We start from the raw sequence: 20,472 nt of genomic DNA, 5'->3' as shown, positions 1-20,472 counted from the left end.
CCCATGCGCCATCTGTTTCTGTTCGCCACGCTTTTCGCCACCCCCCTGTCCGCCGGGGTGCCAGAGGCACTGGACGAGGTGATCCTGCCCGGCTTTTCGGACTTTGCCGAGGCGACAAAGGCGCTGTCGGTCGCCGCCCAGGCCGATTGCACCCCCGAGGCCATCGAGGCGCCGTGGAATGCCGCCTTCGATGCCTGGACACAGATCGGCGACATCCGCATCGGCCCGTCGGAAACCGGGGCGCTGTCGGTGGCCTTCTGGCCGGATACGCGCGGCTTTACCCCGCGCGTGCTGGGCAACCTGATCGAGGCGCGGGCCGAGGTGGGCACCGACCCGGAGGCCTTTGCCGAAGCGTCGATCGCGGCGCGCGGGCTGTTCGCGCTGGAACGCATGATCTATGACGCGGATTTCAACGCTTATGCGCCGGGCAGCTATGCCTGCACGCTGGTGCGGACCATCACGGCCGAGCTTGCCGGTCAGGGCGCGGCGCTGGATGCGGGTTGGGACGGGTTCGCGCGGGTCATGCTAAGCGCTGGCGAAGACGGCAACACGCTGTATCTTGCGCCAGAGGAGGCGACAAGGGCGCTGTATACGCAGCTGCTCGGCAGTCTTGAATTTACTGCGGACAGCCGGCTGGGGCGGCCGCTTGGCACGTTCGACCGGCCGCGTCCGACACGGGCCGAGGCCTGGCGGGCGGGGCGCCCGCTGCGCAACGTGTTGCTGGATGCAGATGCCGCCGTGGCGCAGGCACGGGCGCTGGCCGGGTTCGACCTGCCCCAGACCGACGCGGCGCTCGCACGTCTGCACGCGGCTGCGGACAAGATCGACGATCCGTCCTTTCAGAACGTCAAAGACCCGGCCGCCCGGCTTCGGGTCGAAATTCTGCAACAGCATGTGCGCGCCCTGTCCGACACCATCGAGGCCGAACTCGGAGGAGCGCTTGGCCTGACCGCCGGGTTCAACTCGCAAGACGGAGACTGATGCCATGACCACCCGCCGCGTCTTCATCGCCAGCCTGCTCGCCGCCTCGGCCAACCCTGCCGCGGGCTGGGCGGCGGTGGGCGGTCCGACCTACCTTGCCGCCGCGAAATGCCGCGACGGCAGCCATATGCTGGCGGGCCTGCGTGAAGACGGCTCTGTCGCCTTCACAGTGCCGCTGCCCGCGCGCGGCCACGCCGCCGCCGCCCACCCCGAACGCGCCGAGGCGGTGGGCTTTGCCCGTCGCCCGGGCAGTTATGCGATGGTGGTCGATTGCCGCGACGGCACGGTGCTGCACCGGCTGAGCGCCCCGCAGGATCGCCAGTTCAACGGGCATGGCACGTTCTCGCCCGATGGCGCGCTGCTGTATACCTGCGAACAGCGGGTCGAGGACAGCGAAGGTTTTGTCGGGATCTGGGACACGGCGGCCAGTTATTCCCGGATCGGGGAATTTCGCAGCCATGGCGTGGGGCCGCATGACATCCGAGTGATGCCCGACCACCAAAGCCTGGTGATCGCCAATGGCGGCATCCGGACCGACCGCTGGGATCGCGCCAAGCTGAACATCGACGTGATGCGCCCCAACCTTGTCTATGTCGACGTGACCGGCGCGCTGCTGGAAAGACGCGATCTGCCCGGGTTTTACCAGAACTCGATCCGCCACCTTGCGGTGCGCGGCGACGGGCTGGTGGGTCTTGCGATGCAATGGGAAGGCGAGGCGGGCTATGCGCCGCCGCTTCTGGCATTGCACCGGCGGGGCGCGCCGCCGGTGCTGTGCGAGGCGCCCTTGCAAGACGAACTGGCGATGGGTGGCTACGCGGGCAGCGTCGCGTTTTCTGGCGATGGCTCGGAAATCGCCATCACCTCGCCGCGCGGCGGTCGCATCCACAGGTTCTCGGACGGGGGCGTCTTTCTGGGCGCGGTGTCGCGGGCGGATGTCTGCGGGCTGGCGCCTCACGCCGGGGGCTATGTCGCCAGCGACGGGCTGGGGGGCATGCTTTTGCTGCGTGGCGGCACGCTCACCGCGCTGGCGCGTGCCGATGTCGCCTGGGACAACCACCTGGTGGCGATCCGCGCCTGAGCGCCGCCGTCCGAGACCCCCGGTCCGGCGGCGCGGGTTGGCCCCCCCCGATCAGACGCAGCCGGCCTGCGGCGCGGGGGAGAATTGGCCACCGAACAGGCAAGGCGCGGCGTGCCCGTCACGACCTACGGTGCGCTGGCCGCAAATCGTGTCATCGCGGTGGCGAAATTCGCGGCGCCTGAGGTGACTGGCAGTTCGTCGATGCTGTCGGAAACCCGCGCGCGGATCATGGGCGAGACGGCGGATGCGAAGGTGGTGCGCAACGTCAGCGACACTGCCCTGCGCGACCCGGCGGTCGACCGGGTGTCGCGCATGTTGACCCTGCATTTCGGGCCGGGCGAGCGGTTGTTGAACGTCGAGCTGCGCCTTCGCGACGGGGTGCCCCCGGACGACATCCCTGACACTGTCGAACGGGCGCAGCGGCGCATCCGGAAATGACCCGCATCTTTCCTGAGGTCGAATCGCTGACGCCCCGCGAGGCCGCCGCGGGCGGGGGCCACCGCCTACTGAACCGCCTTGATGCCGATATAGGCCGGGCCGAAACGGGCATAGGCCGCATCCATCGCATCGCTCATTTCGGAGACAGGTTCGATGACCTCGCCGATGGGGGGCGGAGTCATGATCGGGCCGGGAGACTCGCCGGTGGCGGCGATGCGGCCCAGCCGGGCCGCGCCAAGCGCCGCGCCGAATTCGCCTGCGCGCGGCAGGTGCAGCGGCAGGTTCAGTACCGTTGCCAGCAGGCGCAGCCAGTAGCGCGACAGCGTGCCGCCGCCGATGGCCAGCAAATGGTCCAGCCGGGCGCCGGTGCCGCGCAGCGCCTCGGCACTGTCGCGCAGCCCGAAGCTGACGCCTTCCAGCACGGCGCGGGTCAGGTCGTCGCGCGTGGTCTCGGCGCCGATCCCGGTGAACGCGCCCCGGATGTCGGCGTCGTTATACGGAGTGCGCTCGCCGGACAGATACGGCAGAAAGCGTTCCCGCCCCGGCGCGCGCAGGCGCTCGCCCAGCGACGCGGTCAGCTCGGCGGGTCGCGCGCCGGTGATCCGCGCCAGCCAGTTGAGGCTGTCGGTGCAGCTGAGCATCACGCCCATCTGGTACCATGTGCCGGGCACCGCATGGCAAAAGCTGTGCAGCGCCGTTTCGGGCGAGGGGCGATAGCCGTCCCGCGCCGCCAGCAACACGCCCGATGTTCCGAGCGAGACAAAGCCCTGGCCCTCGCGCAGCACGCCGGTGCCGCAGGCCGCCGCCGCGTTGTCGCCCGCGCCCCCCGCGACCGAGACCGCGCCGACGCCCCAGCGCGCGGCAAGATCGGAGCGCAGGGTGCCCGCGCGCGCGCAGCCTTCGACCAGGCGCGGCATCTGGGCACGGCTCATGCCGCCCAGGGACAGCAGCGCGTCGGACCAGTCGCGCGCGCCGGTATCGAACCAGCTTGTGCCCGCGCTGTCGGACATGTCCGCGACATGCTCGCCGGTCAGGTACAGGTTGAGATAGGCGGCAGGCAGCAGCACCATTGCCACGCGGGCAAAGCTATCCGGCTCGTGGGTTTTCATCCACATGAGCTTGGGCGCGGTGAATCCGGGAAACACAATGTTCCCGGACACCTCGCGCGCGCCGGGGGTGGCATCCAGCGCCGCCGCCTCGATATGGCTGCGGGTGTCGTTCCACAGGATGCAGGGCCGGATCACGCGGTCGGACGCATCCAGCGTGACCGCGCCGTGCATGTGTCCGGCGACGCCGATGCCCGACAGCGCATCCCATCCGGGGGCGCCGCGCAGTTCGTCCACCGCCCCCTCCAGTGCGGCGATCCAGTCGGCCGGGTCCTGTTCGGACCAGCCCGAATGCGGGTGAGCGACGTCATAATGGCGTTCAGCCGATGCCATCGGCGCACCGCCCGCATCGGTCAAAAGCGCCCGAAGCCCCGAGGTGCCGAGGTCGATACCCAAGTATGTCATGAGTTCAGCCCTTTACATATGCGTCCAGCGTCACCTGCGCGCCGTCCTCCCACAGGCGTGTCAGCCAGCGGGCAAACAGCGCGGCAAAGCGGACGTTGGATGCAAGATCGCCATAGACGCTGGGCTGTTCCAGCCAGATCTGCGGGCGGGTTCTGGCGACGGTGGCCAGATTCTTCAGCCGGTCCCAGTCGGGGTCGTTGGGTTCGATTTCCGTGCCGTCTTCGAAGTGACCGGCGCAGTAGCGACACCACAGCGCGGATTCGAGCGCCAGCCCATCGACCGGCGCGTCGGATTTCAGCGCATCGGCAATGGCGGGAACGATAAATTTCGGCTGACGGTTCGAGCCGTCAAAGCACAGGCGGCGCAGCGTGTCCTTGACCGCCGGGTTGGAAAACCGCTGGTCGATCAGTTCAAGATAGGCCTCGGGCGTGAATTCGGGCACCGGATGGACCTGCGGCAACACTTCGGTTTCCTCGACCTTGCGGAAATAGGCGTGGACCAGCGGGTGGGACATCGCCTCGTCCGCCAGGTCGCACCCCATGAGCGCGCCGGCATAGGCTATGATGGCGTGGCCGCCGTTGAGGATGCGGATCTTCATCCGCTCATAGGCGTGCACGTTGTCGGTGAAGGTGACGCCGACTTCTTCCAGCCGGGGGCGGCCCTGGGTAAAGCTGTCTTGCAGCACCCACTGGCGGAACGGCTCGCAGGTGACGGGCACGGGATCCGACAGCCCGAAGCTGGCGGCAAGGGCGCGTTCGCGATCCCCGGTGGCGGGGGTGATGCGGTCGACCATGGAATTGGGAAAGGCGACATTGGCGGCGATCCAGTCCGCCAGCGCGGGGTCCGACAGGCGCGCAGTGCCGATGACCGCATCGCGGGTCACATCGCCGTTGCCGGGGATGTTGTCGCAACTCATCACGGTGAACGGCGTCTGGCCCGCGCCGCGCCGCGCCGCAAGCGCCGCGACGATGGCGCCGAACACGGTGCGCGGCGCATCCGGCGCGGCGCCGTCAGCGACGATGTCGGGGTGGGTGGGGTCGAACGTCTCGGTGGCGGGATCGACGAAATAGCCGCCCTCGGTCACGGTCAGCGACACGATGCGCGTGGCGGCGTCGATCATCCTGGCGATCAGCGGGCCATTGGTTTCGGCGATGTCGACATAATCGATCATCGCGCCCACGACGCGGGGGGATTGGCCCTCGGCGGACAGCTCGATCACCGTTGACAGGCAGTCCTGCGCCAGCAGGGCAGCGCGCATCCGGGCGTCGGGCGCACGCACGCCCGCACCGGTGATGGCCCAGTCGTGATCCAGCCCCCTGGCAAAGAGATCGTCCAGATAGACCGCCTGGTGCGCGCGGTGGAAATTGCCAAGGCCGACGTGCACGATGCCGTGGCTCAGGGTCTTGCGGTCATAGGCGGGCAGCGCCACGCGGGCGTCGGTCTTGTCGTTGATCAGTGTCATGGGGGTTGCCTCCATCAGCTCACTCACCCTGCGCCGCCCGTCACGGGGCGGCGATCGGTGCGCCCCGGCGACAGGCCGGGGCAGGGATGTCTTGCGCCCGCCGTCATGCGGAACGCGCGGCGTCAAGGTCATCCGCAAGCGGGCGGGGGCCGTGACGCCCGAGGCTGCGGCTAGGCGCGCAACCCATTGGTGTCAAAGCGATGCATCTTGGTCTCATCCGGCGTCAGAAAGATCCTGTCGCCGTGTTTCACCGTAAATTCGCCGTCGACGCGCACGGTGAGGGGTTCGTCGCCCATGCCGTGCTGATGGACGTGGATGAAGGTGTCGCTGCCCAGATGTTCCGCCACGCCGACGACACCCTGCCACGGCCCTTCGGTGGTGGACACGCCGATATGTTCGGGCCGCACGCCGATGGTGGCGGCGCCGTGGCTGCGCGCCACCTCGCCCTTGATGAGGTTCATCTTGGGCGACCCGATAAAGCCTGCGACGAATTCGTTGCGCGGCGCGTGGTACAGGTCCAGCGGCGATCCGACCTGTTCGATATGGCCCGCGCGCAGCACGACGATCTTGTCGGCCATGGTCATCGCCTCGACCTGGTCGTGGGTGACGTAGATCATCGTCGTGGTCAGGCGCTTGTGCAGTTCCATGATCTCAAGCCGCATGCCGACCCGCAGCGCGGCGTCAAGGTTCGACAGCGGCTCGTCGAACAGGAACGCCTGCGGTTCGCGCACGATGGCCCGCCCGATCGCGACCCGCTGACGCTGACCGCCCGAAAGCTGCCCCGGACGACGGTCAAGGTAATCGGTGAGGTTAAGCGCCTTGGCGGCGGCGTCGATGCGCCGCTTCTGCTCGTCCTCGGGCAGTTTCGCCATCTTCATCGGAAAGGCGATGTTCTTGCGCACCGACATGTGCGGGTACAGCGCGTAGCTCTGGAACACCATCGCAAGGCCGCGCTGTGCGGGGGCCAGTTCTGTGGCGTTGGTGCCGTCGATGGCGATGTCGCCCGAGGTGACATCCTCCAGCCCGGCGATCAGCCGCAGCAGCGTGGACTTGCCGCAACCCGAAGGCCCGACGAAGACCACGAACTCGCCATCGTCGATTTCAAGGTCGAGGGGCGGAATGACGTTCACTTCACCGAAGCTTTTCGTCACCTTTTCAAGCGTGATGCGTCCCATGCTCGTAATCCTTTACTTTACCGCGCCGAAGGTCAGGCCGCGGACGAGTTGTTTCTGGCTGAACCAGCCCATGATGAGGATCGGCGCGATGGCCATGGTCGAGGCCGCCGAAAGCTTGGCGTAAAACAGCCCCTCGGGGGACGAATAGCTGGCGATGAACGCGGTCAGCGGCGCGGCCTTGGCGGCCGTGAGGTTGAGCGTCCAGAACGCCTCGTTCCAGGCAAGGATGATGTTCAGCAGCAGCGTCGAGGCGATGCCGGGCACCGCCATCGGGGTCAGCACATAGATGATTTCATCCCGCAGCGAGGCGCCGTCCATCCGCGCCGCTTCCAGGATCTCGCCCGGAATTTCGCGAAAATATGTGTACAGCATCCAGATGATGATCGGCAGGTTGATCATCGTCAGCACGAACACCAGCCCGACGCGGCTGTCCAGCAGCCCAAGGTCGCGAAAGATCAGGTACATCGGCACCAGCACCCCCACGGGGGGCAGCATCTTGGTGGACAGCATCCACATCAGCACGTCCTTGGTGTGCTTGCCGGGCACAAAGGCCATGGCCCAGGCGGCGGGCACGGCGATGATCAGCCCGATCACCGTCGAACCCAGCGACAGGATGACCGAGTTCCAGAAATGCCGGAAGTAGTTCGACCGCTCAAGCACGGTTTCGTAGCTGATGAGCGACCAGGTCGAAGTCAGCACTTCGAGCGGGCTTCTGATCGCGTCGCCTTCGGTCTTGAACGACAGGATGACGATCCACAGGATCGGAAAGAAGATCGCGATCCCCACCGCCCAGGCGGCCACGGTTATGATCGCCTTGCGGCGGTTGGTCACGGCGCGTGCCATCTCAGCGTTCCCCCTGTGTCGTGTCGGTCGCGATGCGTGGGGCGGGGGGCCGTGCCCCGACCGGACCCGCGCTGGCGGCTTCGGTGCCCAAGTGTGTGAACCGGGTTTTCATGATCATGCGTCCAGGTTCTTGCCGATCATCCGCATCAGGAAGATCGCGACGATATTGGCAAGGATAATGGCGATGACGCCGCCCGCGGACCCGCCGCCCACGTCGAATTGCAGCAGCGATTGCATGTAGATCAGGTAGGTCAGGTTGGTCGATGCGGTGCCCGGCCCGCCGTTGGTGGTCACCAGGATTTCGGCAAAGATCGACAGCAGGAAAATCGTCTGGATCAGGATCACCACGGTGATCGCGCGCGCCAGGTGCGGCAGCATGATGTACCAGAATCGCGACAGGGCCGGGGCGCCGTCCATTTCGGCGGCCTCAAGCTGTTCCTGATCCAGCGACTGGAACGCGGTCAGCAGGATCAGCGTGGCGAACGGCAGCCATTGCCAGCTGACGATGCCGATGATCGACATCAGCGGCGCCTGGCTGAGAAAATCGTAAGGTTGCAGCCCCAGCCAGTGAAACAGGTGCCCGAACAGCCCGTTCACCGGGTTCATGAACATGTTTTTCCACACCAGCGCCGACACCGTCGGCATGACGAAGAAGGGCGCGATCACCAGGATGCGCACGATCCCCTGTCCCCAGAACGGCTGGTCCAGCAGCAGCGCCAGCAGCGTGCCCCCGACGGTGGTTATCACCAGCACGCCGCCCACCAGAAGCAGCGTGTTGACCAGCGCATCCATGAAGGCCGGGTCGGTCAGGAAGAAGCGGTAGTTCGTCCAGCCGGCGAATTCTTCCATCCCCGGCATCAGCAGATTGTAGCGCAGGAAGGAGAAATACAGCGTCATGCAAAGCGGGATGAGCATCCAGCCGAGCAACAAGAGCACGGCGGGGGAGATCATCAGCCTCGCTGCGGCGCGGGAATGCTGGGTGGCCATGGGCGGTCCCTCGGGCTGCGGGTTGCGCGGGGTCGGGCAAAGTTGCTGCGGCGTCGATTCGCGCGTGACCCTGCATCAGCCCCGGTTTCATAGGTCGAAAACGGCGCGGGCCCGATCCGGCCCGCGCCCCGTCGCAACGGCGGTTACTTGATGTAGCCGGCCTTCATCATCTCACGCTGGGTGAGTTGTTGTGCGTTTTTCAGCGCGGCATCCGCATCCATCTGTCCGGCAAGCGCGGCCGAGAACTGCTGACCCACGGCCGTACCGATGCCCTGGAATTCGGGGATCGAAACGAACTGGGCACCAACATAGGGCACATCCTGAACCGAGGGCTTCTCGGGGGTGGCCGCGTCCATGGTTTCCTTGGTCAGCTTGGCAAAAGGCGCCTCGGAGACATAGGTTTCGTTCTCGTAGAGCGACGTGCGCGTGCCCGGAGGTGCGGCGCGCCAACCCTGCGCCTCTGCCACCGTCTGGGTGTATTCCTTGGACGTGGCCCAGGTCACAAAGGCCTTGGCGGCCTCGGGGGCGTCGGTCGATTGCGGAATGCCAAGGTTCCAGGACCACAGCCAGTTGCCGTGGTTGTCCACGCCTTCCTTGTTGGGGAACACCGCGTAGCCCACCTTGTCGGCGACCATCGATTCCTCGGGATCGGTGACAAAGCCCGCCGCGACCGTCGCGTCGATCCACATGCCGCACTTGCCCTGCTGGAACAACGACAGGTTTTCGTTGAAGCCGTTGGAGGACGCGCCCGGCGGGCCGTAGTTGGTCATCAGCTCCAGATAGTCGGTGAAGGCGGCTTGCCATTCGGGGCTGTCGAACTGGGGCTGCCAGTCCATGTCGAACCAGCGCGCGCCGTAGCTGTTGGCCATGGCCGAAATGAACGCCATGTTCTCGCCCCAGCCGGGCTTGCCGCGCAGGCAGATGCCGTAGACGCCCGCGTCCTTGTCGGTCATCTTTTCGGCGGCGTCCTTGATCTGCGTCCAGGTCGGCTGATCGGGAATGTCGATGCCGGCGGCTTCGGCCAGATCGGTGCGGTACATGACAAACGCGGATTCGCCATAGAATGGCAGGGCATAGAGCGTATCATCGACCGAAAGCGCCGAGCGGATCGACGGGATCAGGTCATCCACATCGTAATCGTCCGGCAGGTCGGTCAGCGGCACCAGCCAGCCACGCTCGCCCCAGATCGGGACTTCGTAGTTGCCGATGGTCATGACATCGAACTGACCGCCGTTGGTGGCGACGTCCTGGGTCACGCGCTGACGCAGCACGTTTTCTTCCAGCGTCACCCATTCGACCTTGATGTCGGGGTGCAGCGCGTTGAAGCCGTCCATCATGCCTTGCATGCGGATCATGTCGCCGTTGTTCACGGTAGCCACGGTGATGGTGGTCTCGGCCACGGCGGCCGTGGCAAGCGCACCGACGGCACACGCGCCCATGAGGGCGCGGATCGAAGTAGACATAAGGTAGTCCTCCCAAAACTCCAAATCACCGGCAGGCTCGGCCGAAGCTGAGCAATTGCCCATGAAGTGAAGAAAAGCTCACACATGTAGCTGAGTCGTGTCAAGCGTGTTTTGTTGGCAAACCGTTCAGGAACTGCCGAGCAATTCCGCAGCGGTCGATTCGTCGGTTATCAGCCCGCCGATCAGTTTGCCCCGGAGAGCGGCGCGCAACGCCTTGATCTTGCTGACACCGCCACCGATGCACAGCACCGGATTGGCGTTCGCCGGGACCTGCGCGCCGACAAGCAGGGCGTTGACAGGGTGGTCCAGAAATCGTCCATTCGCGTCGAAAATATGGCCGCAGATCTCGCCCGCGGCCCCTGCGGCCTGAACCGAGCGCAGCTCGTCGATGGTCAGGAACCCGTCCACATGCAGCGGCGCGTCATCCGCCATCTGGCCGATGCCGACGATGGTCACGTCCGCGTCGCGCGCAAGGGTCAGCAAATTGCCGACATGGGGCAGGGCGCGATAGATCGCAAGCTCGGTCCTGTCGCGCGCCATGACGGGCACCGACATCGGGAAATGCTGCGCGCCGGTCTTGTCGGCAAAGCGCATGATGACCTCGTAGAACGAGGCCGACCCGTCGGGCGACACATTGCCGATCAACGATACCATGCGGTGCTGCGGCGACGCCACGGGTTGCATCTGCTCGACCACCGCGCGCAACATCCGCCCGGTGCCAAGCGCAACCAGCTGCGGCGTTTCCTGGCGAAAGATCCGTTCGACCTCGGTGGCGGCACAGGGGGCGATGGCGCGCATCGGCTCTTGTTCTGGGCCAAGCTTGGGCGCGACCCGCGCCCGCGCCAGGCCGAATTTGCGCCGCAGGTCGCGTTCCAGTTCAAGGCAGGCGGCGATGGGATGGTCGATGCGCACGCGCACCAGCCCTTCGGACATGGCGCGGGCGACCAGGCGCTGCGCACGCTGGCGCGAAATGCCCAGCTCTTCGGCGATCTGGTCCTGGCGCATGCCGCCCACATAATACAGCCAGCCCGCCCGGGCGGCGATGTCGCGCTGGGGGATGTCGTCGTCACTCATGTCTGATCTCCTGGTCGCCGGGGGTCAGCAGGTCGGGCGCGAAACCGGCGATCTGGGCGAAGTCTGCGAACACGCGATGCGCATGCGTGTGGTCGTCGCCTGGCGGTGCGATGCCGGCGAAATGGCTGCCCCCGGTGAATCGCCAGACCTGCATGCCGGCGGCCAGCGCGGCTTGCACGCCCGCCAGCGAATCCTCGATCACCAGACAATGCTCTGGCGCGATGCCAGCCTTTTGCGCGGCGCGCAGCGGCAGATCGGGGGCGGGTTTGCCGTGCGTAACCTCGGCGGCGGTGGTGATGCGCCCCTTGAACAGATCCGAGATTCCGACGATCTGCATCGACTGTGCCACGCGGGCCGGGCTGGAGCTTGTCGCCAGCGCATAAGGTGTCGCCAGCCGCGCCAGCAGTGTCCGCAGCCCCGGCATCAGCCGCAGATCGCGCCGGAAGGCGTCGATCAGCCGGGCGCGATAATCCGCCTCGAATCCCTCGGGCAAGGACACCCCGAATTCCGATCGGATCTGTCGCAGCACCACCGGGTAACTGCGCCCCAGGAAGTGCCGGGCCACGTAGGGCAGGTCGATAATCACGCCATACAGCGCCAGTTCGGCCACCAGCATGCGCGCGCTGATGACTTCGCTGTCGACAACGACGCCGTCGAAATCAAGGATGACCAGTCGGATGTCGCGCATGTTCGTGTCCTTTTCCCCTTGGGCGGGGTTAGCCGAAAGCGCGGGCTTTGTGTAGCGCGACAAAACAAAACGGGCCAAAACGACCGACACCCCGGCCAGAGACCTGTCCTAGTCGGGCCGCCCCGGGATATCCCGGATCGGGACCATCCACGACACGGACAGATTTTTTTGCGATAGCCTCTGTCAGTTCCTGTCTCTCTTCGCAGGGGGGCGTTTGCCCCGCCGAACCGGCATTGAAATCCGCGATACGAGGGGATCTAGATATCCTCCGCCCCGACCTCGACCACCGGTATCCTGAAACCGGACAACACCACCGTTGAAGGGGCGCCGCGATCCATCGCCATCTGGCGCAAGGACCACCTCCTTGCGGTCGTCGAGACTGCCCGTGACATCCAGTCGCGCGGTCGAAATCGCATCCGGTTCGATCGCGCGCGTCGCGGCGAGAATCAGGCCGCTTCATCCGGCGAAACCGCCCGCGCGATGGGTGAAACGCCCGCTTCGGCCAGCGCGGCGACGCAGAAATCAGCTTCCGGCGTGTTCAAGATGTGCCAGGCCAGGACCTTGCGCGTGAACTCGTCCACGAAGCGCAGATCGCAGCATTTCGGAGCAATCGCCAAGCTTCGGCGTCTGGGAAAGAACAGGCCGGAGATGACGAAACGACAGCGATATTCGGCGGAGTTCAGGACGAAAACGGCCCTTGAAGCCAGGCGCGAGGATCTGACGACCGCTGGACTGTCCAGGACGGACGGCAGCCACCCGACCATGATCGGCGGGTGGACGAAGACGGCGACTGCGAACATGGCATCTGCGTTCGATGGTGTCTCGTCCGCCGAGCCGACGATCTCCGAAAGGAACGACGCGAAGCTGCACGCCAGAATCGGCCATGTCGCCGTGGGACGGGGTGCCTTGCCGGAAGCCTCCGGTCTCATTCCCGGCACCGGGGGCAAAACGCGGTGACGCAGGATTGTCCCGATCTCAGTGTCCGGCGGCAGTGCAGATTGCTGCGGCTGGCGCGCACCAGCCTGTGCTGCCATCCACAGGGTGAAAGCGCCGAGACTCTGGCAATCGGGGGAATCATTGGCGCGCACTTCCCTGAAACACCCTGATACGGCTCGCGGCAGAGGGCTGTCATATGCCGCGGGATGGGTCTGAGTCCGGGCGGCACCATGTGCGGTGGCTGCTCAGTCGCATGCGACTGGTGCTGATCGTCCAGGAACCAGAAACCGGCAAGCAGCACAGGATCTATCCAAACTTTTTCAGGAATTTGCCGATCGGGGATGCTCTTTTCCCTTGTGATGGTTTGGCTAAGGACTCATCGCACCAGCCCGATGCGATGCCGTCGGGAGAGACATTCACATCATCGATAAAGGTGGCGACTGCCCTCTTGCGTCCCCCAAAGGGTTCCATTAATAGGCCGGCTACCGGGTGATTAGCTCAGTGGTAGAGCGCTTCGTTCACATCGAAGATGTCAGGGGTTCAAATCCCTTATCACCCACCATTATTTCATTAGCTTGGCGGCAGCTAACGAAGCGCTTTCCGGTTCCGTGAACCTGAGCGCCGCGATTCTATGCCGCAAAATCGAGGACATCCACAGCGTCCGGCATGTGCTGCCGTAACCCGACAGAAACACCGGGCCAGCGGCGGACAAGCGTCGTTAAACGTGCTTAGGTGTCGTCAGCGGTCATTGGTTTTTTGAATAAAGCGATTTTGGGCGTTGGCCGAGTGGCTTCGGAAAAGGACGTAAGAGCGGTAGTGCGTCAGATAAAACAGGCCGCGATTCCAAATGCGCGGCTGAACAGATGAACCGTGGCCTCCGCCAGACTCTCGACATAATCGCTGTAGCGAGCCACATATCATTGCAAGTTTGACATCAGCTTTTTCAGCAACGCCGTTTTCCAGGCAGGGAGCGTTCAAGGCCCCGTTCAGGGCGCCCTTCACCCCTCCAGCCCCCACTCGACAGTCGCAGCGCCGGACGACAGCGTGACGCGCCCAGCCCGGTTGGCGATGGTCGATGTGGTGACATTGTCGCTGCGGCGCGGGGTTGCTGCGGCGCGGGCCGATCTCGCCGCTGTTCATGCTGCCCCGCACCAGGTTGTCGCTGAACCCCGCGTAGTTCGAGTTGGCGATGACGATCTCCTGGCAGTAGCGCCAGCTCTTTCTCGATCATCCATTGCCCGGCGTTGGTCAGCGGGCAGTCGACCCCGTCGAGCACCAGATCAGACTGGCTGCCGCCATCCGAAACGACCTCGGGGAGAAAGATCACCGTGTTCGCCCCCGTCCCAGACAGGTTCGCCCGAAGTGTCGTGCCAAACACCCGCCCGCCGGGGACGCGACGCTCAGCGGATGACAGGGCGTTGTTGACGATCTCGCCGCCGATGATATCCACCGGATGTATCGAAGAGACGCCGTTGCGCCCGTTGTCATGCACATCCGGGTTTTCGACGCGTCGTCCGGAATGGTCGAGCCGCCCGACGATGCCGTCGAAATGTTGTACGCCACCTCGCACCCGCGCAGCACCGTGCCACGATTGCGCAGCTGGAACCCGCTGTCCGTGCGTGGGCCAAACGCCTTGCACATGTCGAACACGATCCCGCGCCCGGTGTCTGCGTGCGCCCGGTCGGCGCGCCCAACGTCAGCCCGGCCGCTCTTGTCCGCCCCGGACTTGAGCGCGTCCCCAACCAGCTGGCGGTTGTCCTGTGCCTCGTGACCGGGCTTGCGTTCGGCTCCGATCCGTTCAGCCCCGCGGACGGGGCGGCTTGCCGGTGCTGAACTCGATGCCCGCAGCGGCGCTGGAGGCGTCTCGGGTTGCCGCAACACCAGTGCATTTTGTGATATCGAGACTTGATGCGGATCGCGAGCAGCGGCCCCACGGCGCCAAGTCCCGGCGCAGCTGTTTCCATTGATAACGTCCCATTCAAGGTTCCCTTCGGGGATCTTGGCGGGCTGGGCCATAGCCGCCGCCGGGTTGAAGATGAAAACGTGCCGGCGCATCTCTGCCCCCCCGATCAGCATGACCCCCCGTTCCGGTCGCAGCCGCATCGGTCGGTCTGTTTTGCGATGGCCGGGGATGACCAGCGGTCAGCTTGTGTCGGGGCGGCGATGGCGGACGCTTCCAAGTCGATGCGCGACATGGCCGTTGGCGCCAAGCGCAGCCTTATGTGCGATCCCGACCTGCGATCGTTCGGCGCGCTCACGTCTGGATAATTGGCCCGATTTGCCAAAGATCGTCAGAGGATCGTCGATACTGGCGTTGATCCGATCGGCGCTGACACTCACGATACGCAGGTTTGGCGGGCTGGAATCGACGCAGGAGATCACCGCAGATCGCTGCGGACCTCTGGCGGCGCAAGCCGGTCCAGCGTGTTTTCCATGACGGCGTCACGCAGCACGGCGACCGCCCGCGCAGGCGATGCGCCGGGCCTCACGATCGTGGCACGCGCCAGGCGGCGAAGCGGGTCGACAGGCGTATAGATGGCGGTGGACATTGACCCTCTGTCGGAAGGCCCCTATGCGATGGTGCGCCAGCATGGGAGAGCGGGATGCGAAACTCAAGCCGGGGGGCCGTTGACCCCTTCATCGTGATGGATGTCATGGAATCCGCGCGCCGCGCGGAAGCCTCGGGGCGCCACATTATCCATATGGAGGTGGGTCAGCCCTCGGCGGGCGCGCCCCAAGAGGCGCTGGATGCGCTCGCCAGCCGGATGCAAAGCGATCCGCTGGGCTACACCGTCGCGCTTGGGCTGCCCGAATTGCGGGCGCGGATCGCGCGTCACTACGGCGAACGGCACGGGGTCGACCTCGATCCGGCGCGGGTGGCGGTGACGCCGGGGTCTTCGGGCGGGTTCGTGCTGGCGTTTACAGCGCTTTTCGATGCGGGCGACCGCGTGGCCTTGGGACGACCGGGGTACCCGTCCTATCGCCAGATCCTCAAGGCGCTCGATCTGGTGCCCGCTGAAATCGAAGCGGCTGCCAGTAATGGCTATCAGCTGGTGCCTCAGGACCTGGAGGGCGTGGATTTTCAGGGCCTTCTCATGGCCTCGCCCGCCAACCCGACCGGCACGATGCTGGGTCGCGATGCGCTTGGTGCCCTGATTGATGTCTGCAAAGGGCGCAATGCGGCTTTCCTGTCGGATGAGATCTACCACGGGATCGAACACGAAACCCCCTCGGTAAGCGCGCTGGAACTTTCGGATGATGTCTGCGTCATCAATTCGTTTTCCAAGTATTTCTGCATGACCGGCTGGCGCGTGGGCTGGCTGGTGGTGCCCGAAGGGCAGGTCCGCCAGATCGAACGGCTTGCGCAAAACCTGTTCATCTGCCCGCCCCATGCCGCTCAGGTCGCGGCGCTGCATGCGATGGATGCCGTGGATGCGCTGGATGCAAACCTCGCGGTGTATGCCCGAAACCGCGCAATGATGCTTCGGGAGCTGCCGGGTATTGGGTTTGATCGCATTGCACCTCCGGACGGGGCCTTTTACATCTATGCGGATGTCGGGGATCTGACGCAGGACAGCCGCGCTTTCGCGGCCGAAATCCTTGAAAAGGCAGGGGTCGCGGTCACGCCCGGGTTGGATTTCGACCCCGCTCGGGGGCACGGGACGTTGCGCTTCTCCTATGCGCGCGACACCGCCGAAATCGCCGAAGGGCTGGATCGGCTCAAAGCGTTCATGGCCGCGCGCTAGAGACAGGATTTTTCGTGCGAAAAATCCTGTCCGGGGTAGCCGGGGCGAGGCTGTCGCGGGTGGACAAGAAGATTTTTCGTACGAAAAATCTTCGTCGTGGTAGCGTCGGGAAAAGATCAGGCAGACACATGAGCAGGATTCTAGCTGGCTTTTTCGGGCTGTTTCTTGCCCATGCCGCCGTCGCGCAGGACCTGGGCGGACGGGCGATGTTCGTCGCGGGGGGCATTGCCGACGCACGGAACGGGGCCGAGCTGACGCTCGATCTCAGCCAAGGTGTGCCGTGGCGCGCCTTTACCCTGACCGACCCGCCGCGCCTTGTTCTGGACTTTCGCGAGGTCGACTGGACCGGGGCCGACTCCAAGGCGATGGTACACTCCGATGCGGTGAAAACCCTGCGCATGGGGCCGTTCAGCGCCGGGTGGTCGCGGCTTGTCGCGGTATTGAACGCCCCCATGCTGATCGACCGGGCGGGGATGCGTGTTGATGACGCCTCCGGGCGTGCGGCGCTTGCCATCACTCTGCGCGGCGCCACCGTTGAGGACATGCGCGCCAGTTCCGGCGCGCCGCGCGACCCGCGCTGGGACCTGCCGCAAGTCACGCTGAAGGCACCGTCGCGCGGCGCCGATGCTCCGCTGCGAATCGTGTTGGACCCCGGCCATGGCGGTATTGACCCCGGCGCCGAACGTGGCGGGGTGCAGGAAGCCGAGCTGATGCTGACCTTTGCGCGCGAACTGAGGGATGTGCTGCGCAGGGCCGGCTTCGCGGTGATGTTGACGCGCGACGATGATGTGTTCATTTCGCTCGAAGGGCGTGTCGCTGCGGCGCATGACGCCCGCGCCGATCTGTTCGTTTCGCTGCACGCTGACGCCATCGAAGAGGGCATCGCGCACGGGGCGTCGGTCTACATGCTGGACGAAAACGCGTCGGACGCCGCCTCGGCCGCGCTTGCCGAGCGGCACGACCGCGACGACATCCTTGCTGGCCTCGACCTGTCGGGGTCCGACGACCGCATCGCCGACGTGCTGCTGGATATTGCGCGTCTGGACAACAGCCCGCGCAGTCTGTCGCTGGCGCGGCACCTTCTTGGCGGGATCGAGAACGCCGTTGGCGAGGTGCACAAGCGGCCGTTGCGCCGGGCCGGATTTTCGGTGCTCAAGGCTGCCGACATCCCCTCGGTCCTGATCGAGCTTGGGTTCCTGTCCACCGCACGCGACCGGACCAATCTGCAAGACCCCTATTGGCGCGCGGGTATGGCGGCGGGTATTCGTGACGGGATCGCTGCATGGGCGATCGAGGATGCCGCATTGGCCCGTCTGCGCCGCCAGTGACCCTGGTGCGGGTGCCTTGGCGCGGGCGATCTTGCGCCATCACGGCTGCGTGTGTTTTGACCGTGGACGACAGACGGTATAAGGGGACCGGCAATCCTGAAAGGCGGCCCATGTGACTCGGTTCATTCTCTCTTTCTTCGGCGGTATCTTCAGCCTCATCACGCTGGGCATCACCATGGTGGCGGTGACCATCGGCGCGGTGTTCTGGATCTACGGGCAGGATTTGCCGAGCTACGAGAGCCTTGCGCAATACACCCCCCCGACCATCAGTCGGATCTATTCCACCGAAGGGCGGGTGATCGACGAATTCGCGCAGGAGCGGCGCATCTTCACCCCGGCGGATCAGATCCCCGATCTGGTGAAAGAGGCGTTCATTTCCGCCGAGGACAAGAATTTCTACGACCACCAGGGCTATGACGTGCGCGGCATCGCGGCGGCGGCCTTCGACGCGGTGCGCTCGCGCGGGCGCGATGTGCGCGGGGCCTCGACGATCACCCAGCAGGTGATGAAGAACTTCCTGCTGTCGGGCGACCGCCGCGCCGAGCGCAAGATCAAGGAGATCATCCTGGCGTCCCGCGTCGAAGGCGCGCTGAGCAAGGACAAGATCCTTGAACTGTACCTGAACGAAATCTTCCTGGGGCAGAATTCCTATGGCGTCACCGCCGCCGCCCAGACCTATTTCAACAAGTCGCTGACCGAGCTTGAACCCAACGAGGCCGCCTTTCTGGCGTCGATGCCCAAGGCGCCGTCGGATTTTCATCCGGTGCGAAACAAGGAACGCCTGCTTCAGCGCCGCGACTATGTGCTGCGCGAAATGCGCGAAAACGGCTATATCACCCAAGGGGTCTATGACGTCGAGGTCGCCAAGCCGCTGCTGTCGGTGCAGAACGGCGATTACCAGCCCTATCACCGGTCGCTGCCGCCGCGCGACTATTTTACCGACGAGATCCGCCGCCAGCTGACGCAGGATTTCGGCGAGGGCGAATTCTTTTCCGGCGGGTTGTCGGTGCGCGCCACGCTCGACCCCGAGATGCAGGTGCAGGCCGCCGAAAGCCTGCGCATCGCGCTGGAACAGTATGACAGGGGTCTTGGCCGCTGGAACGGCACCGGCAAGACCATTCCCGAGGATCAGCTTGGCACCGAGACCGCCTGGCGCGAGGCACTGGCCGGCACGCCCGTTGCGCGCGACATCGACCTTGAAAGCAAATGGCTGCCGGCGGTGGTGCTGGAGGTGGGCGACCAGTCGATGCGCCTTGGCATCGAAGGCATTGCCGCGGATGACGCGCGCGGCACCGATGTGCCGCGCAGCGACATCGCCTGGCTGCGGGGCAGTTTTTTCGACAATTTCGACCGTGGCGATGTGGTTCATGTGCGCGAAATGACCCAGGACAGCGATGGCAGTTTCATCCGCTGGACCCTGCGGCAGGTCCCCAAGGTGCAGGGCGCGTTCATGGCGATGGATGTAAACACCGGGCGCGTGATCGCAATGCAGGGCGGATTCAGCTATCAGGATTCGGTCTTCAACCGCGCCACGCAGGCGATGCGCCAGCCGGGGTCTTCGTTCAAACCGTTCGTCTATGCCGCGGCGCTGGATTCGGGCTACGCGCCGTCCACCATCATCATCGACGCCCCGATCGAGATCGACACGCCGCAGGGTGTATGGCGGCCCAGGAACTCGTCCAACACCTATTACGGGCCCACACCGCTGCGCACCGGCATCGAGCAGTCACGCAACCTGATGACCATCCGCCTTGCGCAGGAAATCGGCATGGACACGGTGGCGCGCTACGCGGAAAAATTCGGCGTCTACGACCGCATGGGGCGGGTGTTGGCCAACGCGCTTGGCGCGGATGAAACGACGCTGTTCAAGATGATCTCGGCCTATGCGCAGTTTGCCAATGGCGGCGAAAAGGTCGAACCGACGCTGGTGGACCGGGTGCAGGACCGCTGGGGACGCACGATCTATAACCACGAATTCGCCAAGGGCAACGAACGGGTCTGCGAGGATTGCGCCGATCCGAACCTGCCGCCGGGGCGCGGGCCACGCATCGTCGATAACCGCGACCGGATGATGGACCCGGTGACCGCCTATCAGCTGACATCCATGATGCAGGGCGTGGTGCAGCGCGGTACGGCGTCGGGCGTGGTCGACCTGGGCGTGCCGACGGCGGGCAAGACCGGCACCACCAACGATGCCAAGGACGTGTGGTTCATCGGCTTCACCAGCAATATCGTTGCGGGCTGCTACATCGGCTACGACACGCCGCGCCCGCTGGGGCGGAGCGCGTATGGCGCGTCGATGTGCGGGCCGGTGTTCCAGCGGTTCATGACGCAGGCGGTCAGGAAATACGGCGGCGGCAAGTTCAAGGTGCCCGAGGCCTGCGAATTCATGAACATCGACCGTTTCACCGGCGCGCGGCTTGGCCCGAACGCCAGCGGTGGCAACGTGGTTTCGGAATGTTTCCGCCGGGGCGAAGAACCGATGTTCGGCGTGGCGCTGGATGGGGGCTGGGCGATGTCGGGCAATTTCGACGTGATCCAGCCCGACGGGTCGAGCCGGGCGCGTGAAGTCACCACCTCGACCGGGAAGAAGGCCGTCGTGGGCCCGAAGGCAAGTTTCGGCACGTTGTCGTCGGGCGGGCTGTACTGATCCGCGGCGCGCCTCTGGCCGCAAGGGTGCTGGGGGCGCTGCCCCCTCGGCCATGCGGCCTCACCCCCGGAGTTTTTCTGGCAAGGTGAAGGGCGGGCGTGGCGCGTTGGGC

General features: G+C 65.3%; 17 protein-coding genes and 1 tRNA gene. 7 read left to right on the top strand and 11 right to left on the bottom strand.

Annotated elements, in window-relative coordinates; translation table 11 throughout:
• Nucleotides 1-3 precede the first annotated feature (3 nt).
• From ATI53_RS08215 to ATI53_RS08205, 3 genes are all read left to right on the top strand, one after another.
• Nucleotides 4-981: an imelysin family protein gene (locus tag ATI53_RS08215; protein ID WP_111550170.1), complete on the top strand. Its 978-nt coding sequence runs from the start codon at nt 4-6 to the stop codon at nt 979-981.
• Between the two features lie 4 nt (nt 982-985).
• Nucleotides 986-2,059 carry a DUF1513 domain-containing protein gene (locus ATI53_RS08210; RefSeq protein ID WP_009502813.1) on the top strand — a complete coding sequence of 358 codons (1,074 nt, stop codon included), beginning with the start codon at nt 986-988 and terminating at the stop codon, nt 2,057-2,059.
• Nucleotides 2,060-2,170: 111 nt separating this feature from the next.
• The gene (locus ATI53_RS08205) at nt 2,171-2,497 is read left to right on the top strand and encodes a cation diffusion facilitator family transporter (RefSeq protein ID WP_146609898.1); all 327 of its coding nucleotides are present in this window, start codon (nt 2,171-2,173) and stop codon (nt 2,495-2,497) included.
• Between the two features lie 65 nt (nt 2,498-2,562).
• On the opposite strand, the gene xylB is transcribed toward ATI53_RS08205, so the two are convergent.
• The 9 genes from xylB to ATI53_RS22950 form a co-directional block, all read right to left on the bottom strand.
• On the bottom strand, nt 2,563-4,008 hold the full coding sequence (xylB, locus tag ATI53_RS08200; protein ID WP_111550168.1) for a xylulokinase: 1,446 nt from the start codon (nt 4,006-4,008) through the stop codon (nt 2,563-2,565).
• Between the two features lie 4 nt (nt 4,009-4,012).
• Nucleotides 4,013-5,470: a mannitol dehydrogenase family protein gene (locus tag ATI53_RS08195; RefSeq protein WP_240778561.1), complete on the bottom strand. Its 1,458-nt coding sequence runs from the start codon at nt 5,468-5,470 to the stop codon at nt 4,013-4,015.
• Between the two features lie 170 nt (nt 5,471-5,640).
• The gene (locus ATI53_RS08190) at nt 5,641-6,645 is read right to left on the bottom strand and encodes an ABC transporter ATP-binding protein (RefSeq protein ID WP_111550166.1); all 1,005 of its coding nucleotides are present in this window, start codon (nt 6,643-6,645) and stop codon (nt 5,641-5,643) included.
• Nucleotides 6,646-6,657: 12 nt separating this feature from the next.
• Nucleotides 6,658-7,488: a carbohydrate ABC transporter permease gene (locus tag ATI53_RS08185; protein WP_009503598.1), complete on the bottom strand. Its 831-nt coding sequence runs from the start codon at nt 7,486-7,488 to the stop codon at nt 6,658-6,660.
• A 114-nt stretch (nt 7,489-7,602) separates the two neighbouring features.
• The gene (locus ATI53_RS08180; RefSeq protein ID WP_009503596.1) at nt 7,603-8,475 is read right to left on the bottom strand and encodes a carbohydrate ABC transporter permease; all 873 of its coding nucleotides are present in this window, start codon (nt 8,473-8,475) and stop codon (nt 7,603-7,605) included.
• A 143-nt stretch (nt 8,476-8,618) separates the two neighbouring features.
• On the bottom strand, nt 8,619-9,938 hold the full coding sequence (locus ATI53_RS08175; RefSeq protein ID WP_111550165.1) for an ABC transporter substrate-binding protein: 1,320 nt from the start codon (nt 9,936-9,938) through the stop codon (nt 8,619-8,621).
• A gap of 126 nt (nt 9,939-10,064) precedes the next feature.
• Nucleotides 10,065-11,012 (bottom strand): sugar-binding transcriptional regulator, encoded by a 948-nt coding sequence (locus ATI53_RS08170; RefSeq protein WP_009503594.1) that lies wholly within the window; start codon nt 11,010-11,012, stop codon nt 10,065-10,067.
• Entirely contained in the window at nt 11,005-11,700 is a 696-nt protein-coding gene (locus ATI53_RS08165) for an HAD family hydrolase (RefSeq protein WP_111550164.1), read from the bottom strand. Before ATI53_RS08165 ends, ATI53_RS08170 begins: the two co-directional genes overlap by 8 nt.
• Nucleotides 11,701-12,146: 446 nt before the next feature.
• Nucleotides 12,147-12,788: a hypothetical protein gene (locus ATI53_RS22950; protein ID WP_146609897.1), complete on the bottom strand. Its 642-nt coding sequence runs from the start codon at nt 12,786-12,788 to the stop codon at nt 12,147-12,149.
• Nucleotides 12,789-13,123: 335 nt separating this feature from the next.
• On the opposite strand from ATI53_RS22950, the gene ATI53_RS08155 reads away from it, so the two are divergent.
• A tRNA-Val gene (locus tag ATI53_RS08155) sits at nt 13,124-13,198 on the top strand.
• A gap of 176 nt (nt 13,199-13,374) precedes the next feature.
• On the opposite strand, the gene ATI53_RS22945 is transcribed toward ATI53_RS08155, so the two are convergent.
• Together ATI53_RS22945 and ATI53_RS23235 are read right to left on the bottom strand one after the other, a co-directional pair.
• Entirely contained in the window at nt 13,375-13,776 is a 402-nt protein-coding gene (locus tag ATI53_RS22945) for a hypothetical protein (RefSeq protein WP_146609896.1), read from the bottom strand.
• 1,238 nt (nt 13,777-15,014) lie between these two features.
• Complete coding sequence (locus ATI53_RS23235; RefSeq protein WP_009503588.1) at nt 15,015-15,185, bottom strand: hypothetical protein; 171 nt, start codon at nt 15,183-15,185, stop codon at nt 15,015-15,017.
• A gap of 54 nt (nt 15,186-15,239) precedes the next feature.
• On the opposite strand from ATI53_RS23235, the gene ATI53_RS08140 reads away from it, so the two are divergent.
• From ATI53_RS08140 to ATI53_RS08130, 3 genes are all read left to right on the top strand, one after another.
• Nucleotides 15,240-16,382, top strand: coding sequence for a pyridoxal phosphate-dependent aminotransferase (locus ATI53_RS08140; protein WP_009503587.1), 1,143 nt, complete (start codon nt 15,240-15,242; stop codon nt 16,380-16,382).
• 128 nt (nt 16,383-16,510) lie between these two features.
• Entirely contained in the window at nt 16,511-17,710 is a 1,200-nt protein-coding gene (locus tag ATI53_RS08135; RefSeq protein ID WP_009503586.1) for an N-acetylmuramoyl-L-alanine amidase, read from the top strand.
• A gap of 112 nt (nt 17,711-17,822) precedes the next feature.
• A complete protein-coding gene (locus ATI53_RS08130) occupies nt 17,823-20,360 on the top strand; it encodes a penicillin-binding protein 1A (protein WP_111550161.1) in 2,538 nt (845 codons plus the stop codon).
• Nucleotides 20,361-20,472: the final 112 nt, after the last annotated feature.

Origin of the sequence: Salipiger aestuarii, assembly GCF_003259905.1 — a bacterium.
In the GTDB taxonomy this organism is placed as follows: Bacteria; Pseudomonadota; Alphaproteobacteria; order Rhodobacterales; family Rhodobacteraceae; genus Salipiger; species Salipiger aestuarii.
Note: the sequence above shows the minus strand (reverse complement) of the source record. Positions and strands in the feature narration are given on the sequence as shown.

Bases quoted from the DNA above. Each gene is read 5' to 3' on its own strand.
- ATI53_RS08215 (WP_111550170.1), top strand. From the start codon at position 4: ATGCGCCATCTGTTTCTGTTCGCCACGCTTTTCGCCACCCCCCTGTCC.
- ATI53_RS08210 (WP_009502813.1), top strand. From the start codon at position 986: ATGACCACCCGCCGCGTCTTCATCGCCAGCCTGCTCGCCGCCTCGGCC.
- xylB (WP_111550168.1), bottom strand. From the start codon at position 4,008: ATGACATACTTGGGTATCGACCTCGGCACCTCGGGGCTTCGGGCGCTT.
- ATI53_RS08195 (WP_240778561.1), bottom strand. From the start codon at position 5,470: ATGACACTGATCAACGACAAGACCGACGCCCGCGTGGCGCTGCCCGCC.
- ATI53_RS08190 (WP_111550166.1), bottom strand. From the start codon at position 6,645: ATGGGACGCATCACGCTTGAAAAGGTGACGAAAAGCTTCGGTGAAGTG.
- ATI53_RS08185 (WP_009503598.1), bottom strand. From the start codon at position 7,488: ATGGCACGCGCCGTGACCAACCGCCGCAAGGCGATCATAACCGTGGCC.
- ATI53_RS08180 (WP_009503596.1), bottom strand. From the start codon at position 8,475: ATGGCCACCCAGCATTCCCGCGCCGCAGCGAGGCTGATGATCTCCCCC.
- ATI53_RS08175 (WP_111550165.1), bottom strand. From the start codon at position 9,938: ATGTCTACTTCGATCCGCGCCCTCATGGGCGCGTGTGCCGTCGGTGCG.
- ATI53_RS08170 (WP_009503594.1), bottom strand. From the start codon at position 11,012: ATGAGTGACGACGACATCCCCCAGCGCGACATCGCCGCCCGGGCGGGC.
- ATI53_RS08165 (WP_111550164.1), bottom strand. From the start codon at position 11,700: ATGCGCGACATCCGACTGGTCATCCTTGATTTCGACGGCGTCGTTGTC.
- ATI53_RS22945 (WP_146609896.1), bottom strand. From the start codon at position 13,776: ATGAACAGCGGCGAGATCGGCCCGCGCCGCAGCAACCCCGCGCCGCAG.
- ATI53_RS23235 (WP_009503588.1), bottom strand. From the start codon at position 15,185: ATGTCCACCGCCATCTATACGCCTGTCGACCCGCTTCGCCGCCTGGCG.
- ATI53_RS08140 (WP_009503587.1), top strand. From the start codon at position 15,240: ATGCGAAACTCAAGCCGGGGGGCCGTTGACCCCTTCATCGTGATGGAT.
- ATI53_RS08135 (WP_009503586.1), top strand. From the start codon at position 16,511: ATGAGCAGGATTCTAGCTGGCTTTTTCGGGCTGTTTCTTGCCCATGCC.